The sequence below is a fragment of the Paenibacillus barengoltzii NBRC 101215 genome, from assembly GCF_004000745.1.
Lineage (GTDB): Bacteria > Bacillota > Bacilli > Paenibacillales > Paenibacillaceae > Fontibacillus > Fontibacillus barengoltzii.
This window is the reverse complement of the sequence record NZ_BILV01000024.1, coordinates 1-16,583: the sequence shown is the minus strand read 5'-3', so window position 1 is coordinate 16,583 and position 16,583 is coordinate 1. Positions and strand designations below refer to the sequence as shown.

Here is a 16,583-nt window from a genome sequence, read left to right as displayed (position 1 = left end):
AAGCATCAGGCCGCAAGAAATCAACGAAAATGACTTATTGATGTTAGATTCTTTGCGTCTTGTGCGCAGAACCACTCAATGATTTTGAAAGAAGTAAAAATGATATAAGCAAAGTAAAAAAAGTGTTATTCCGCCTAACCCGCAGTCATGGAGGCCAGATCTTACGTTAAATTCGGAAGAACCATGCGGATGGTGGTGCCTTCCCCCCACTTGCTCTTCAACTCAAATCCATGATTCTCTCCATAATGAAGCTTAAGACGCCGCATCACATTATAAAGTCCAATATTTTGGGCTTCCTCCTTCTCCGCATAGGCCAGTGAATCAGTAAGAGAATGGAGGGTTTCATCGTCCATACCGACGCCATTGTCTTGAATGGTGATCGAGATATCGTTGCCCGAACGCTCGACGTTGATCGTGATGGTACCGCTCTCCTCTTTCCATGCCAACCCGTGGAAAATCGCATTCTCCACCAACGGCTGAAGAATCAGCTTTGGAATGCGTTCATCGAGGGTATCCTCGTCCGCTTGGATTTCCAGTCGTATTCGGTTGTAGTAGCGTACTTTCTGGATGATCATATAATTGCGTAGGTTATCCAGTTCCTGGCGAACCGTAACCAATGCGTCTTCGGAACGGGCGGCATAAAACAGCATCTCGATAAGCGCATCCGTCATCTCCACGATTTTGTTCGCTTGCTGCATGGAGGCAATCCATTTCACAGATCCCAGGGTATTGTATAGAAAATGAGGATTGATCTGGGACTGCAACGCGCGTATTTCGGCGGTAGCCTTGTCCTTCTCCTCTTGCTGGATCCGTTCGACAAGCCGTTTTAATTCATGGGACATTCTTTGAAACCGAGTAGATAGATGTCCGATTTCGTCACGAGAACGAATCTCTTGCACCTGGTCAAATTGCCCCTTCTCGACCAGCAGGATATTTCTCATCAGTTTTTTTAGGGGATGTGTAATCACAGTAGATAATAGAATGGAAACGATCGCGAGGAAGATTAACATCAGCGTAGCCAGCAAGTATAGGTTGTGTCGCAATAGACTTCCCTCCGCCGAGAGCTCTTTCTTCGGCATGTAGAGATAGGTCGTCCATCGTTGACGTTCAAATCGGCTGGCGACCATAAGATGATCCGTCCGGTTAGGCCGAATCGTCTCTGAAAATTTCTGGCCGATTAACGAGAAATCATTGTTATATATGATGTTGTCCGATTCGTCCACAATGGTGAATCGCTTCCGCAACGACTCTTGCAGCCGATTGCTGGCAATCTCAATGACGTCAAGATCAATACTAACGACCATGAAGCCAAGCAGAGTCCCGCTGTCCGTATCCAAAATCTTGCGGACATGCGAAATGGCCAAAGTGTTATTTTGAGTCTGTCTGTCGATGTGAGTATCAAGGATCATCATTTTACTGGTGGAAACCTGAAGAGATTGAAACCACTCTTCTTCAGTCGGACGATAACGGTAGTTATAAGGCTGATTGGTACCAACAATCAGATCCTGCCCGCCGTTCAGATTGTATACATAGATGGAGATTTCTTGATCTTTCATCATGATGTAGTTCATCAGCATGCCATAGACTTCATTTTTATTCTGTTCGCTGTCGTTACGAAGAAACTCTTGGATCGGGTAAATTTTCTCTGTGGGATGATCCGGGTTGTTCATTCCAAAAGTCGTTACCAGCGAAATCTTCTCAATTTCCTTAAAATACTCGTCAATGCGGATATTCGTCTGTTTGGCGACCTCCATCAATAATTCCGTATACTTCCGTTCCAATTGATTTTGGGAAGAGAAATAGGAGATGACCGTCATCGCTAAGATCGGCACGATGATGACCGTTAGACAGATAATCACGATTTTCGATTTGATGCTAACGAATGGTAAGCGCTTTCTCATCGATTCACACAGAGCCCCTTTCCAAGTAAAGTCGGTGGGATTATCCGCGATATTCCTCAGGACTCATACCAACTAATTTCTTGAAAATTTTGCTGAAATACGGATAATTGCGATACCCGACCTTCTCGGCTACTTCCGATATTTTATATCTTCGATTCTCTAATATCGATTTGGCGCGTTCGATTCGCACTCGGGTCAAATACGAAATGAAATTCTCACCTTTTTCTTGCTTGAAGACCCGACTGAGATACGAGGGATTGACGTTGATCTGATTGGCTACGCTAATGAGCGAAATCTCTTCGGCATAATTTCGGTGGATCAAATCAGCCGCCAGATCCGCATAGCTTCTCTCCGGTAACGGATAATCCGTGGCGATGCACTGCTTCGCATATTCCAGAACAATACGGTGGATCTCATCCCAGCTCTCTGCGGTCAGCACCGCTTCATACGGCAACATTTCCAACTGCGGCAGTCGACACGTACACTTGGAGAACCCTTCGGTGCTGATGATCTCGGCTAACCCCATATAGAACTCCCGAATTTCGCGTTCGCTTGCCTCCTCAGCAACTAGATTTCGCCGTATCTCTAGGAGCGCGTCTGCCAGTTTCTCCTCCTTACGACTCTCTAACGCATTTCGAAATTCCGATTTCCATTCCTCCAACGGTAAACCAGACCTTTTCTTTGATCCATGGTTCATTTTAGGGGTTTCATAAATCAAAATTTGCCCGGTTCCCCAAAAAAATCGGCTTTGTAGGGCTTGATCCGCTTCGCGGTACGCCGTTCTCAAGCACTTTAAGCTTGGGATGATCGAACTTACACCTACAGAAAACGTGACGTTCATAAAATCCTTCATCGCTTGTTGAATATCCCTGCATAATTGATGGACCTCTGAAAGCTCGGACTCACTTTGAACCGTATTGATGATGAGTAAATAATCGGAGGAGCTTTCAATGACGACCTCCTTCTCCCACTTTCTCGGAATCATCTCTTCCAAAATATTAAGAATGGAAAAACGCAGCAGTTTCTCGTCTTTCTCAACGTACTTCTTACGCACCCTTTCAAAATGGTCCAGACGAAATTTTATCACCCGCAATTCGGCGGAACGAACGCGGACATGAAGCTGCTCAGATTTCATGACCGCTTCATTGACCTCCAGCAGCCCGCTGATCCAGTCTTTGAACAGATTTTCTTTAAGATACGAAAGGCTTTCCAAATAACTTACCGCCGGTTCGTTTACACCGGATGAAGCCCTCTCGGCCAACAGCTTCTGCCGAACGCCCTCCAGTAATTGAACCAATCCCTCCGGCGTAATCTCATTTTTGATCAGATAATCGACAGCCCCCAGTTGCATCGCTTCTTTCGCATAACTAAACTCATTAAAATAGCTTAGAATCACGAATTTGCAGCCTGGAACCACCCTTTGGGCTTCGCGGATCAACTGCAAACCGTCCATTAGAGGCATCTTGATATCTGTAATGATTAAGTCAGGCTGAACGCTTCTTGCCAGCTCCAGCGCTTCTTTCCCATTTGATGCTTCTCCGGCGAGACAGAATCCCTGCTGCTCCCATTCAACCATCGAACGGATCCCCATGCGCATCAATAACTCATCGTCGACAATCAGGAGTTTGAACATCATCATCACTCATTTCCATCTCTAATCCTCCTCGATAGCGATACTAGAAAGCATTTACATCTTGATTTCTATCTTAATGGGTAAAAATTACAGTTCCCATGGTAATTATGGTGCCGCAGTTGCAAAATATTGCGCTCTATCAAGATGGCAACTTTTGCTAGGTTGTGCTTCCGCATATGTCCCCGAAAAATTCCCGCAAAATTCCAACGAGTACCCTGCTCTCTTGTCCACACCGATTCATAGAAACGGAAATAGAATATATCATCCCTATGAAAAGGAGTGATAGATTTTGGCAAACCGCGATGTACGTCTTGCATTATGGTCAGGTGCTAATTTTACAGGCCGCCGGATTCTCTTCAGACGCGGCGGGGTCGCTGTCCGCGATCTGGGAGCGTTCAGATTTAATAATGCACTGACCAGCTTCCGGCTCAGAAATATTGTGCAAAGCAACCGCGTCACCCTGGTATTGTTCTCGGGAACGAACTTCCAAGGTTCGATCCGGGTATTCCGGGGCAGTCAAAATGTGGCCAACCTGGGCAACCTCGGCTTCAACAACGTAACTTCTTCACTTGTTCTCGTTGGCCGCAACCTGACCAATGCAGAGATCGCTGAAATTCAGCGTACCGGAAGACCTCCGAGAGACATCCTGATTATTAGACAATAAAGGATCACAGGCTCATCGTTGGAAGCAGAACGGAAGAAGTGAGCATGCCACCGCGTTCCTTCACCGAATGGTTTTTCCTCCTTAAATGAACGAATATAGCGAAACGCCCCGGCCTAAAGAATCGCTCTAGGCCGGGGCGTTTATTTGTGTATTATGTTGCTTTTTTACTTCGCATCTTTGTAGGTCAAATTAATGTGATTCAGGTCCGTGCTGCTGTCAAAAATAAATTCCAGCTGGTAATCCCCGCGGATGTACACTAATTTTTTCTGGGTGAGTTTACCCGTTTTAAAGGTAGAAGTCGAGTTGGGCATTCCCCATTGCTTCATCAAAATTTTTTGAGTAATGCTGCCGAGATTCTGTTGACGCTCGACTCCCGTGCCAAAGTAACGCATTTCTTGAAGCTTCTTCGACTTGTAGGAAAAAGCAAGGCTAGGTTGTCCCATGGAACCATGATATGAGTCAAAGGCATTCGCCCCTGTGCCCGCTTCCTCAGGCTCACCAATAGCTTTAATGATCTCTTGACGTGTGGTTTTTCCAAGCGTAGGTGCTTTTAATGGTTTGACTGCATCTTCCGGGAATTGGCCTTTAAGGGCCGGCTTATAAAAGCTATTCAAAAAGCTGTTCACGGACTGTGAAGCTTTAGATTCCGTCGCTGTTGCAGTCTTTGCTGGCGGTGCCGCAGATACAGTCGGCAGGCTGTTCGAGATCCCAATGAATCCGAGTACTGCAGCTCCTGCGATATACAAAGCTGCCGTTTTCTTTCTTGCAGATTTATTCATGAAACCATCCTCCTGTTTTCTAGCACCTCGGATGCTGATTTTTGCTACACCCTTGTAACGAAACGAAACTGTAAAAGGTTGCTGGTAACAGGAGCAAACCTTCGCTGAAATCAAGGAGCAACGATTTCGACCTTGATTCGATCAGGGGCCTCAAAAAATACTGCATAATGACCTGGTCCCCCGGCATAGGGATGTCTGTCTTTATAGAGAATAGGTACCCCACGTTCTTCCAGATGCTTCGTCATCCTGTCGACCTGTTCCTTGGAGTTCGCTTGGAATGCGAGATGGTTGAGTCCCACTCTTTTTCGATGATAGGGGATGTCTAAGTAGTTTGCTTCCGTTTGTACAAAGACCAGATAGGTAGTTCCACTTCTCCAACTCACTCCCTGATCCCAATCTTGATAGACCGAATATCCAAGCTCTTGAAAGATCCAATCCCAGAATGCTCTGCTTGTTTGGAGGTCGGATACATTGATTTCAACATGATGGATCATGATAAACTCCTTCTTTCTTATTCAAATAAATCAAGACTTAATCGGATCATATCCCTGCATTGAATTCCGTTCTCATAAATTTTTTCAGGATAGTGTCTGATAAAAAAGTCCCGATCAATCCCCGTAATTCGGAATCCGCATTTTTGATAAAGCAGCAGCTGTCCTACACTTGAGTTTCCTGTCCCGATTTCAATCGTTTTGGCGTTTTTCTCTCTTGCTTGGTCCATTGCAAACTGAATCAGTTTCTTCCCGATCCCTCTTCCCTGAAACGCTTCACGCACTGCGATGTTTACAATCTCCAATGTTCCTGGACGTGTTGGTAGTAATACAATGACAGCAATAATCTGCTCTCTCTCGTCCAAGCCCACATAACACTGACCTCTTTGCAAATACTCCTCGATCATCTCTTGCGATGGATCAGCTAACAGTAATAGATCAAGGGGAACTTCTTCGTGATCTTCTAGTAGTCGTATCTTCACATCCATATGTATCTCCCTATAGGTTATGTTTTTCTTTTAAATATATCAGATCTGAAACGTTGTACTGCCGTTTAATATTAGTCTTTCAACTTCTTCTTGCCTAACCCTTGTTCGACCCTTATAAGTTCTAATTCCTCTTTTCGATTGTTCCATTCGATCATTAATTTAATTACTGAATCTTTTGGTGGAATTGCACCATTTCCTCCTGATAGTGCACTTATTACACCATCAACTGACAAATCCGGTAATTCTCCACTACCGCCTACCCCAATACCCTTATACGAATATTTAATTCCACTAATGTCTTTTAGATTTTTTCCTTTGTATTTTATTTTCAAGATCGTTTGATGAAACTCGCTGTTTACATGTTTGACCGTATAAGTGGAGGACCAGTTTTGACTCTCGCCTTTAAAAATAAGTGTGGAGTTAGAACAACTACATAGGATCAGTATTATAGAAATGAATGCTACAAATTTCTTCAATTCATCTAGCCTCCTATACGGTACAAACGCGGCAGGTATGGTTATAATTATGTCTCGTTACTGGTTTACTGAACATTCCAATAAGAAAGCCAAATAGAACAGCCCCCATATAAAAAAGAAAATGTAGATGTATGCCACCCCAGCCAAAGATCGCTCATATCTTAGGCTGGGTCATTGTTGTTTGAGCCCCTTCCATGATTATACATTTAGACATGAAATTATCAATCATAAATCTGCTCTAGGGTTAAAAGAATTGTGTTATCTTCCCCACTAAAGCAAAAAGCCGTGCGGAGTATCCCTCCACACGGTCCTTCATATCGGATTTATCCCTTGTAAATTATCCTGTAATTTCTTGATAAATGTTTGCGCCGCATGGCTAAGAAACCTGTCAGCGCGATAAATAATACCGATGGTGCGAGTTGGGCCCCTCTTGATCTTGATGGTACGTAACTCGGGATCATTCATAGATAAAATAAGTGGTAAAGGTTGAATTGTCGCGCCAATATTAACTTTAACTAAATGAATCAGCGAAAAAGGGGTTGTCGTTTCAATAATAGGATCTAAACTGAAGCCAAACTTTCTACAACAATCATCGACTAGCTCGCGTCCAAGCGTGCCCTTGGGGTACATCACAGTGCTAATATGGCGAAGCTCCTCTATATCGATCGAGCTTCGATCCGCCAATTCGTGGTTCCCCGGGACGACCAGCACATACTCCTCACTGGATAAAGGAATGCTCACAATCCGCTCATCTGGGAGAGGCAGGATCCCAATACCAATGTCTACCTCCATCTCCAACACTTGCTTCAAGACTTCGACGGATGTCAAGACGGTAAGTCGTATATGAGGAAATTCCTTGTGAAAATCGATTAATAATTGTGTAATTCTGTAATCGAGATCAGAGGGGATCGCTCCTATGACCAGTGTTCCACGCTGATGATTACAGAGTTCATCAATCGCGTCCACTGCATTTTTACGAATCCTGAACATCTGGATACTGTAATCTAACAGCAGTCTACCTGCTTCCGTAAGTACAATCCGTTTGCCAATCCGATCAAACAACGGCGTCCCTACTTCATTTTCCAATGAACGTATCTGCTGACTGAGTGTCGGTTGCGACATGCCTAATTTCTCCGCCGCTTTGGTAAAATGCAGTTCCTCGCATACAGCGACAAAGTATTCTAATTGCCTAAGATCCATAGTTGCCCCATCTCTAAACAATCATTCGTTTTTCTTATTATTTTAATAGAAATCATTATATTGATCAATCAAATTTTATATTTTAAACTTAGCAAATATGAAAAACATCATATACAAAAACCTAAATCCGTGATATATAGGAACCCCCAAATCCAATATCACTACAATTTTTTTGTGAAAGGTAATATGTATCCCTCCCACGTAAGCGCAACAAATCGGCCGACTCGAATAATCCCAAGTAAGCATAGAGTATATCTGGGTAATGGGACGATATCACGGATTTAGGAAGAAAGTAAGGAGAGAGAGAAATGAAACGTTCAACACTTTTAGGAGTAGCCTTATTTTTGGCATCTTTAAACCTGAGGCCAGTGATTTCCTCAGTTTCGCCGCTGTTAGAGACCATTCGGGACGATCTCGGAATGAGCGCATCCTCTGCCAGTCTGCTCACCTCGATACCGGTTCTATGTATGGGACTCTTCTCCCCAATAGCTGTCAAGATAGGGCTTCGACATGGCATCGAACGGATCTTATCGATAGCTCTAGTGCTCGTGGGAGGAGCTACCTTGATCCGTTTGTTTACGCCTTCTTATACATTCCTGCTAATTACAGCACTCATCGCTGGTATTGGTATTGCATCTGCTGGTCCGCTTTTGTCTGGATTCGTTAAACGTTATTTTCCCAACCAGGTCGGCTCCATGATCGGCGTCTATTCCGTAGCAATGGTGATTGGAGCAGCCCTAAGCGCAGGACTATCCGTTCCCTTCCAAAATGCTTTTAATGGCTCTTGGCGATCCGCATTAGGGTTTTGGGCAATCCTTGCCGCTATTGCTTTGCCAGCCTGGTGGTTATTTGTCGTAAGACATGCAGAACGGAATGTTGTTCAAACCTCTTCTCAGAATAACACGGGGCGGCTGCCTTGGAGAAATAGTAGAGCATGGCTTTTGACCCTATTTTTCGGAATGATGGCAATCGCGTTCTACTCCGTTACCGCATGGCTTGCACCAGCCGTCTCAAATATGGGGTACAGTAAGGTTTATGCTGGTAACATGCTTACACTTTCTACATTGGTTCAAATTCCGGCAACATTTTTGATTCCGATGTTGATGCATCGTTTTTCCAACCGACTGCTATGGATGATTGCCTGCGCTTTGTCTAATTTAGCCGGGATACTACTTATCATCTTTTCTAGTTCACCATGGCTTGCTGCGATCCTGCTCGGCATCGGCAACGGCGGTCTCTTCCCTATCGCGTTGATGTTACCGATTGAAGAAACCTCGAACGCACAAGATGCAAGCTCTTGGTCCGCCATGACACAATCGGTGGGATATGTAATTGGGGCGCTTGGACCGATTTTGGTTGGATGGATTCAAGATATGACAAGCAGCTTTGTTTTCGCCTTCGTCGGACTTGCCGCTGTCACCGTAGCGATGATTATCGTGCAGCTTTTCATCGGATCCAAAAAGGAGTCAGACCGAGAAGTGCTGGTGGCAACCCCGGCAAGTAGTAGACAATAAAAAAAGTTCGAAGCTCAGCGGCGATCGCTTCCCAATATTCTGGCGGGGAGAGGTCGCTGAGTTTTTTGCTGATAACGTTCGAGATTGGAATTTTCAGATTTAGTCTCTACCAATTCCTTATATATCCTAATTTTTTTAGAATCATATAACTATTGGGATTTAGGTTTTCTACCGGTTCTTCAAGTGAGAAATATTTTAATTCGAGTCCTTCATCATCATTTATAGTTGGTATTCCTTGCACCTTAATCGCCTCAAATACAGCTATGGCATTATAAACTTCATCCCCATGAGGGTATTTATAGTAGAAATCTTTTCCAGATAGATTGGTTATAAAAAGTAATTCTTCAGCTCTCAATCCTGCTTCTTCAAAAAGCTCACGTCTTGCCGCTTCTTCAAAGGACTCTCCGAGTTCCAGCGAGCCACCGATGGTTCCCCAGTCATAACTATCCGTCCTCTTCTGAAGTAATACATGTCCTTCAGCGTTCTTAACTAGAACTGTCACGCCAACCAGAATGATTGGTCTTGTGCCAACCAACTTTCGGAGCTCCATGATATATCCCACTTAAGATCCTCCTAGTTTTGTTTCTACATTCAGATCATGAAGTCTTTTCTATCACATAAAACTACAGATGTCTCAATTTGTCTTTCAGGAATATTCCAATACGTTTTTAATAATTTTTTCTTCTCATCAGGTAAGACAAGAGTAAAGCCATTCTTCAAATAAAATCTTATGGCCCAATCAGCCGCTTCCCACGTTCCTATCAAGATCGGTTGATTAGTCAAAGTAGTCAAATGTGACAGTAGCTTGGTACCTATTCCGATGTTCCGTTGGTTTGTTCGTACATACGCATGCCTGATTAAGGATACTTCTTTCTTATCTTGAATCCCCATAACTCCCAATAATTTATTGTTTTCTTCATAACCCCAAAACTCAACTCCATCGCTGATTTCATGATTCAGTTCTTCCATTGACATATAAGGTTCATGATACCTGTCATCTGGTATTACTCCTTTATAAGCCCTTGCTGCATCGTTTATTATCAGATAGATTTCTTCCACATCCATACGGTTACACATTCTAATCATGATACAAGTACACCTCCATGAGAAATAACGTTTTCCAGGTGGTTCATATACCCGAAAGGCTTAAGTAAGGCGCAGCACAACCCGTCGATAGACACTCTTTACCCGAGTTATTTACTCATCAGATGATTCGCTTTTTCTATGAGTTCATTCCATGAGTTACTGTAGCTTATATTGTAACCCCACCCAATATCTCTTAGATTTCTTCTCAGTTCTTCAAATGACCTAATTTCATATTCACTAATCTCATGATTCGGAAATCCTGAATATTCTGGTAACTTTTCAAAATAATGTTTCAACCTTACTAATATCTCTTCATCCTTAGTTGATAATCTTCTCAAATCATTTCCTACTTTTTGGGTAAGAAATATCCCCTCTACCACATCTTCTACCTTTTCAATCACATTGCTAGGTTCATCCCAATTGTTGTCCATCTGGAACGCTATAGCGCCCTCTAACTGAATGATATTATATGTTATATTTCTAAAACCAACCTCAGACATTACTGTATGTGCTTGAATATCCCTGTTATAAATTTGGATACTAAAAACTATTACTATGATTACAAGAATTACAATACTCAAAAGATATTTTCTCTTCATACTCCCTCCTTATTTAATGTGTTGTGTCGATTTCACATAACGTCTCTCGTATTCACGAAATCCAATAGGGAGTTGTCCGCAGCTCCGTTTTCTCCGAAATCTCGTCTGCAAGACCGAGGGCCGTTAGGCCCGATGCTTGAATATCATGTTATACGAAAGGACACTCTTCTTGAGTTGACTATAAATAAAGTATTGGTTGTTTAATATCATGTTTTAACCTAGAAGGATGTCTTGGGTGACCGTATTTAGATTTCTTTAAGCAATAAAGGTCATAACCATGACTTTTTAACATCTCAATTACCTTTTCATTACGTCCACCAAAGAAATGATTACATCCCCAAGCTAAGATAATCTGATCGGCTTTTTGGGCGGCATCTAGTATGTATCGATCGGTTTCAGGTCCAATTGGATCTAATTGAGTCGTTTTCAATACTTTGGGGTTGGTTGAGATCAGACTATATAGATTCACTACTTCAAAGGACCCAAATTTGAATTCTTTAGCAAAGTGAATGCATTGTCTAGAAGTCTGATCTTCTGTGGTCTCGTCAGCTGTGCTTGGATTTAGCATTACATACAATAAAGAAGGAAGAGATGTATCCCAAACGCGTGATAATAGATATCGATAATTGCCTGTATTATCAAAGATCGCATTTAGCTTCATTGTATTCACTCCCAAATTAACATTGTTCTTTCGTATACCGTTTTTGTATGAACGGATTCGAAAGCCTTAAGTGAGCGCCAGCCAACGGGTTAAAGAATTTGGATCGCAGTAATTGTCCAGCTGATTCGCTTCTTGGCTTCTTAACTTCGGCCCGGACCAAGGACGCCAGCCTGCAGCAAGAAAATGGTGTTACTTGAAACTTTGGTTTATTCTTGTTGATTATTATTAAACTTCTCTTCAAATTGCTTATTTCTCAATTTAATTTCTTCTAGTTGATTTTTTATAATATTTGAGCTCTTAATCAAGTAAATAAATCCACCAAGGATACATAATGCTCCTATCCAATAATTAAGTGATAAATTAACATGATAATTCTCGGGGGAATATGAACCATCGGCAGCGGACTGGTACGCTGCAAATCCTATCTTTGGTATTACTTCTTCAACGATTTTAGATATTGTGATAATACAAATACCTAAAATAATAAAAATTAATGAGTACCTAAATTTAATGTTTTTCATGAGATTCACCGACCTTGAATTGAGATATTCTATCGCACTTCGGGGCTTTCAGATAACGTTATCGTGTTCACGACGTCCCACCACCTTAAGTGACCGAAGGGAACGGCCGCGATGCGATTAGGTGGTGCGGGTGTGTCCCCTGAATATGCTTCTCCGAAATGCCTCTAGGGGACCGAGGGGCCGCAAGGCACCGATGCGTGAATGCGGTGTTAACTGAAGTTACTGCCTTCTTTGAAATACCTACATGGTGTTCTTACTTTTTTGATTTTTATTATACTTTTTCTTTAATTTTCGATAATATTTTATATTTTCTGTAGAAAGCTCAATATTTGCCACATTTCTAATAGTTGTTTCGGTAGCACTTATACCTGATACATTTCTAATTAATACCTTTGTTTCTTTAAATTTTGATCTGAATTCGTCTAATAGCACTTGCCTCTGATCATCAAAAAGTAAGTCATCAAAACCAATAAGAGTCATCATGCAATGTGCAATAATTTCTTCATCAATATAGATGTAGTTGGTGTCCATATAATCAGAAATCTTGAAAACAACTTCAGTCCAACTTTCAGTAACAAGATCTTTGTCATCAATTTCCTCAAGTGAAAATGAAAGTTTTTCAGCCTCAAGAAAAAGTTGGTACAAATTTTCGAATATCTGAAGTCTTCTTAGGAAAATTTCTTTTGTGAATATTTCGATTCTGCTTTTACGTCTGAAAAACTCACCAATAAATATTCCGATTAATACTCCTGCAAGTCCAAAGATAGCGGGTAACATTAATGCACCTCTTTATTTTATTGTGTTTGCAGTAATTTCAGTTAACGTTATCATATTCACGACGTCCCACCACCTTAAGCCCCGCTAGGGGCGGCCGCGATGCGGTTAGGTGGTGCGGATGTGTCCGGCTGATTCCGCTTCACTGCTACTGATAAGCCTCACCGAATATACTCCTAACTTCGTGCCGGATCGAGGGCCGTTAGGCCCGATGCGTGAATACTGTGTTAGGCGAAGTACCAGCTTCATTGAATTCACTAAATTAAATATTTCTCTTTTCAGAAGGATTTTCCTGTACTGGGCTCGAATCATATATTAATATATGATTCGAGCCCAGTACAGTTAGAGCCTCTGCAAAAAAAATTCCAAAATTTAACCTATAAAAGAGGAGTTTTGGTCGCAGGTGTCGAAATGGTTACATGTAACCATTTCGACACCTGCGACCTTTTTCTGGTTTACATCACTTTATACTTTTTATTGTAGCTACATCAACATACTTCTAAAAATCTGACCATATACATCAACCAAATATTATTTGGGTGGTGTAATATGGGAAAAAGGAGAAAAAAGAAAATGACACCGGCTGCTACTAAAATTTACGAATTCCCTAGTCAAATAAAAGCTAAGAACAAATTAATATCACACAAGAAAATCACAAAAAGAATGACAGATGAATCAATTAAAACTTCTTATGATTTCAAAAGAAAAAGTTGGGAAAGGGAATAGTACCAATGACTAAAAATAGAGATTCCAAATTCTTATCACCTGAGAACTGGCATCTTATAAAACGTGGTTGGATTTATGAAGCCGCTATACCATACACTGGTGAGAGACCTCTCGACTTTTTTATTCGGGATACTAATAACCCTAACAAAGGATCAATTGTAAAAGGTAATGGCAATTTTGTTCCTGGCCAAGAACATCTAGTTGTATTAGGACTAAAACAAAGAAAAGTCATCGTTGTCTCAAACGATGACTTGTGTCAGGATAAAAATATCTTCGATGTTACTGTTGCCCCAATATATTCGATTTACGAAGAAGATAAAAAATTCGAATGGTATAATGACGTGGTTAATGGTAACCATCTCTTCTATTCTTACTTATCTAAAGATATTACAGGAAGAGAATGTGTGGTAGATCTATCGAATATTATTACAATTGGGAAGAACATGCTGTTAAATGATAAACACGATGCAACTAGTCAAATGCAAGATATACATCTCAAAATGGAATACTGTCTTCAATTGGGAATTTATAAGAAACGACAAGAAGTTGTTGAAGAAGATGCTGTTTAGTCATCAATGGGACCCGAGCGGTTCCTTTTTTTGTTTTCTGGTATTTCGCCTAACGTTCCCGTATTCACGACGTCCCACCGACTTAAGGCTCCGCCAGGAGCCGGCCGCGATGCGGTTAGTCGGTGCGGATGTGTCCGGCTGAATTCACTTCCCTGCAGCTGAAATGCCTCGCAGATTCCACTTCTAACTCCTGCCGGACCGAGGGTCAGAATGGCCCGATGCGTGAATACTTTGTTATCCGATACCTCCGACTTCTTTGATATACTTACACAATTCGTCCTTTATCGTCTTTATTCATTTTTAATTTTAATTCTTGAGTATCCTTTTCGTTCTTTTAAATTTGATTATTATTTTGTACTTTGATTCGAAAGAAATTGATTAAGTTCATTTAAATTGTCTGTTCGATATAATTCTTTTTCTGTATCAAAAACAATGTACTTTGGTACATCATCAATGTTTAACATTTGTAGTTCCTTATCATCTGGATTTCTGGTTTGATAATAACCACTAAGAATCCTTATGTTTTGGTCAAACACTTCTTGAAATTCAAGATTTTGTTCATCAGTGGTACCAATTGCCGTGATGTAATACTTTCCCTCAACGTCAGAAAAGAAAGACGATGGAATTGACGAATGGTAAGTTTTATTATTATCTGCATTGCAACCTGGAAGGATAATTATAACTACTATACTTAATACTTGTATTAGCTTCATGTAAGCCTCCTTTAATTAAGGTTATTCCTTTGCTAATCGGAGGTTTCGGATAACGTTATTGTATTCACGACGTCCCACCGACTTAAGGCTCCGCCAGGAGCCGGCTGCGCTTGCGCAGTTAGTCGGCGGATGTGTCCGGCTGACCCAGCTTCCCTGCTACTGAAATGCCCCTCCGAATCCTCTTCTAACTTCGTGTCCGGACCGAGGGCGAATGCCCGATGCGTGAATACGGTGTTAGATGATGCTTGCAGGCTTCTTAGAACTACTTACCGACTTCTCTTTGCTATATATGTTATACAATCACTCATCAATTTTACGGGTTGCTCTCTACGTTTTATATCAAATTCTAATTGCTTTACTATTCTCTTTTGAATCTCCCAACCTGAATAATTCCTGTCCATCAAATCTAGCATTCGCTCTGTTGAGAGATTGATTTCAAACATAGGATCCAACTCATTGCTTGTCATCTGATTTACTTCACGAATATTCGAACTAATTATTATACAGTTAATACCGCCTGCAGTTGTTCCTAAAACCATCTCTCTTAATTTCTTTTCTAGTGCTCTTTCCGAACTTACATGTTCAAGCGCTGATACAGCGATTATTAAATCGTATTCACTTTGCTTGATCTCAAATTGCTCTATATCAGAAAGTCTCATCTCGATTATGTGTTCTACTTCATAACGTTTACTATATTCATGCAATTTATTAAGTGCCGATTCTAGCAAGTCCACACAAATAACTTTACCTTGTCTATTTTTAATTGTCTGAGCAATGGGAATACTGTTCCTCCCGACTCCCGATCCTAGATCTAATACTCTTAGATATTCATAACTATTAAACTGATCTATGAGGTCCAGCACTGTTTGAACAGGCTTGTGTAACCAAGTCCCTTGTTCATAGAGATTGTAGTGTTCATAACAAAAATCATGATATCGTTTTTCTTCTGCTCTTATCATTTCTACCCTGTCCATACCTGCACCTCAGGTTTCTGCAAGTTTCATCTAACGTTCTGGTATTCACGACGTCCCACCACCCTAAAGGAGCGAAGCGACTGGCCGCGATGCGGTTGGATGGTGCGGATGTGTCCGGCTGAATTCACTTCCCTGCATCTGCCAACTGCATCTTCGAATCCTCATCTAACTCCTGTCGGCCGAGGGCCGAAGGGCCCGATGCGTGAATATGGTGTTAGTAGATGTCCCCGACTTCTCGAGCTTCATTCAAATTTCATTCAATATTATTTTTCTTTATTCGCTCTTTAATCAAGCTCTTTATAAATGGTATTATATCCTATAATTGCTATTTACGCTTTTTCATTTGTTTCACTATAGAAAATAGAATTTGCGGTGCCGAAAGGACGCTAAATTCCTCGTTTCAGCTCGCGTCTAATTATTGATTATCATTTCTTTGATTATTGTTTGTTATCATTTCTAGCTGTCTTTCAATATGATTTAATCGTTTATTTATCCTATAAATAATTGGCGTATAACAAATTGCGATGAGAATGAGGATCCCTATTCCATACATAAATGAATGCCCCTTTCATTTGTTTTTCTAATGCTCTTTCGATCTCGGGGATTTCAGCTAACGTTATCGTATTCACGACGTTCCACCGACTTAAGGACCCGCCAGGGTCCGGCTGCGCTTGCGCAGTTAGTCGGTGCGGATGTGTCCGGCTGATTATGCTTCCCTGCTACCGAAATGCCCCACCGAATCAACTTCTAACTTCGTGCCGGACCGAGGGCGAATGCCCGATGCGTGAATATTGTGTTATTTGAAGTCATCCGT

Annotated in this window: 19 protein-coding genes; 4 read left to right on the top strand and 15 right to left on the bottom strand. The window is 41.6% G+C overall.

The window, feature by feature from the left end; all coding sequences use genetic code 11:
• Window positions 1–161 precede the first annotated feature (161 nt).
• Together PBA01S_RS08990 and PBA01S_RS08985 are read right to left on the bottom strand one after the other, a co-directional pair.
• Window positions 162–1,901, bottom strand: a complete 1,740-nt coding sequence (locus PBA01S_RS08990; protein WP_127575815.1) for a sensor histidine kinase — start codon at window positions 1,899–1,901, stop codon at window positions 162–164.
• Window positions 1,902–1,941: 40 nt separating this feature from the next.
• Entirely contained in the window at window positions 1,942–3,540 is a 1,599-nt protein-coding gene (locus PBA01S_RS08985) for a response regulator (protein ID WP_085170952.1), read from the bottom strand.
• A 283-nt stretch (window positions 3,541–3,823) separates the two neighbouring features.
• Between PBA01S_RS08985 and PBA01S_RS08980 the strand changes: the two genes are divergently transcribed.
• Window positions 3,824–4,198, top strand: coding sequence for a hypothetical protein (locus PBA01S_RS08980; protein ID WP_016310993.1), 375 nt, complete (start codon window positions 3,824–3,826; stop codon window positions 4,196–4,198).
• A gap of 164 nt (window positions 4,199–4,362) precedes the next feature.
• Here PBA01S_RS08980 and PBA01S_RS08975 read toward each other — a convergent pair whose 3' ends face one another.
• The 5 genes from PBA01S_RS08975 to PBA01S_RS08955 all read right to left on the bottom strand — a co-directional run bounded on the left by PBA01S_RS08975 (window position 4,363) and on the right by PBA01S_RS08955 (window position 7,632).
• A complete protein-coding gene (locus tag PBA01S_RS08975; RefSeq protein WP_085170951.1) occupies window positions 4,363–4,977 on the bottom strand; it encodes a YjgB family protein in 615 nt (204 codons plus the stop codon).
• Between the two features lie 110 nt (window positions 4,978–5,087).
• Window positions 5,088–5,471: a VOC family protein gene (locus PBA01S_RS08970; protein ID WP_127575814.1), complete on the bottom strand. Its 384-nt coding sequence runs from the start codon at window positions 5,469–5,471 to the stop codon at window positions 5,088–5,090.
• 17 nt (window positions 5,472–5,488) lie between these two features.
• Window positions 5,489–5,950, bottom strand: coding sequence for a GNAT family N-acetyltransferase (locus PBA01S_RS08965; RefSeq protein ID WP_127575829.1), 462 nt, complete (start codon window positions 5,948–5,950; stop codon window positions 5,489–5,491).
• 77 nt (window positions 5,951–6,027) lie between these two features.
• Window positions 6,028–6,432, bottom strand: a complete 405-nt coding sequence (locus tag PBA01S_RS08960; RefSeq protein ID WP_127575813.1) for a hypothetical protein — start codon at window positions 6,430–6,432, stop codon at window positions 6,028–6,030.
• Between the two features lie 312 nt (window positions 6,433–6,744).
• The gene (locus PBA01S_RS08955) at window positions 6,745–7,632 is read right to left on the bottom strand and encodes a LysR family transcriptional regulator (RefSeq protein ID WP_127575812.1); all 888 of its coding nucleotides are present in this window, start codon (window positions 7,630–7,632) and stop codon (window positions 6,745–6,747) included.
• A 308-nt stretch (window positions 7,633–7,940) separates the two neighbouring features.
• Here PBA01S_RS08955 and PBA01S_RS08950 point away from each other — a divergent pair, with 308 nt between their 5' ends.
• Window positions 7,941–9,146 carry an MFS transporter gene (locus tag PBA01S_RS08950; protein WP_127575811.1) on the top strand — a complete coding sequence of 402 codons (1,206 nt, stop codon included), beginning with the start codon at window positions 7,941–7,943 and terminating at the stop codon, window positions 9,144–9,146.
• A 106-nt stretch (window positions 9,147–9,252) separates the two neighbouring features.
• Here PBA01S_RS08950 and PBA01S_RS08945 read toward each other — a convergent pair whose 3' ends face one another.
• The 6 genes from PBA01S_RS08945 to PBA01S_RS08920 form a co-directional block, all read right to left on the bottom strand.
• Window positions 9,253–9,708 (bottom strand): NUDIX hydrolase, encoded by a 456-nt coding sequence (locus tag PBA01S_RS08945; RefSeq protein ID WP_016310986.1) that lies wholly within the window; start codon window positions 9,706–9,708, stop codon window positions 9,253–9,255.
• Between the two features lie 29 nt (window positions 9,709–9,737).
• Window positions 9,738–10,232 carry a GNAT family N-acetyltransferase gene (locus tag PBA01S_RS08940; protein WP_127575810.1) on the bottom strand — a complete coding sequence of 165 codons (495 nt, stop codon included), beginning with the start codon at window positions 10,230–10,232 and terminating at the stop codon, window positions 9,738–9,740.
• Between the two features lie 107 nt (window positions 10,233–10,339).
• Window positions 10,340–10,831: a hypothetical protein gene (locus PBA01S_RS08935; RefSeq protein ID WP_127575809.1), complete on the bottom strand. Its 492-nt coding sequence runs from the start codon at window positions 10,829–10,831 to the stop codon at window positions 10,340–10,342.
• 178 nt (window positions 10,832–11,009) lie between these two features.
• On the bottom strand, window positions 11,010–11,492 hold the full coding sequence (locus tag PBA01S_RS08930) for a DUF1643 domain-containing protein (protein WP_036699890.1): 483 nt from the start codon (window positions 11,490–11,492) through the stop codon (window positions 11,010–11,012).
• 206 nt (window positions 11,493–11,698) lie between these two features.
• The gene (locus PBA01S_RS08925) at window positions 11,699–12,013 is read right to left on the bottom strand and encodes a hypothetical protein (RefSeq protein ID WP_028538621.1); all 315 of its coding nucleotides are present in this window, start codon (window positions 12,011–12,013) and stop codon (window positions 11,699–11,701) included.
• Between the two features lie 240 nt (window positions 12,014–12,253).
• Entirely contained in the window at window positions 12,254–12,790 is a 537-nt protein-coding gene (locus PBA01S_RS08920; RefSeq protein ID WP_127575808.1) for a hypothetical protein, read from the bottom strand.
• A gap of 570 nt (window positions 12,791–13,360) precedes the next feature.
• Here PBA01S_RS08920 and PBA01S_RS22740 point away from each other — a divergent pair.
• Together PBA01S_RS22740 and PBA01S_RS08915 are read left to right on the top strand one after the other, a co-directional pair.
• Window positions 13,361–13,513, top strand: a complete 153-nt coding sequence (locus PBA01S_RS22740; protein ID WP_164744128.1) for a hypothetical protein — start codon at window positions 13,361–13,363, stop codon at window positions 13,511–13,513.
• A 5-nt stretch (window positions 13,514–13,518) separates the two neighbouring features.
• Window positions 13,519–14,082 (top strand): hypothetical protein, encoded by a 564-nt coding sequence (locus tag PBA01S_RS08915; protein WP_085170987.1) that lies wholly within the window; start codon window positions 13,519–13,521, stop codon window positions 14,080–14,082.
• Between the two features lie 347 nt (window positions 14,083–14,429).
• Here PBA01S_RS08915 and PBA01S_RS08910 read toward each other — a convergent pair whose 3' ends face one another.
• Together PBA01S_RS08910 and PBA01S_RS08905 are read right to left on the bottom strand one after the other, a co-directional pair.
• Window positions 14,430–14,795 carry a hypothetical protein gene (locus PBA01S_RS08910; protein ID WP_127575807.1) on the bottom strand — a complete coding sequence of 122 codons (366 nt, stop codon included), beginning with the start codon at window positions 14,793–14,795 and terminating at the stop codon, window positions 14,430–14,432.
• A gap of 266 nt (window positions 14,796–15,061) precedes the next feature.
• A complete protein-coding gene (locus tag PBA01S_RS08905; RefSeq protein ID WP_036714650.1) occupies window positions 15,062–15,769 on the bottom strand; it encodes a class I SAM-dependent methyltransferase in 708 nt (235 codons plus the stop codon).
• Between the last annotated feature and the right edge of the window lie 814 nt (window positions 15,770–16,583).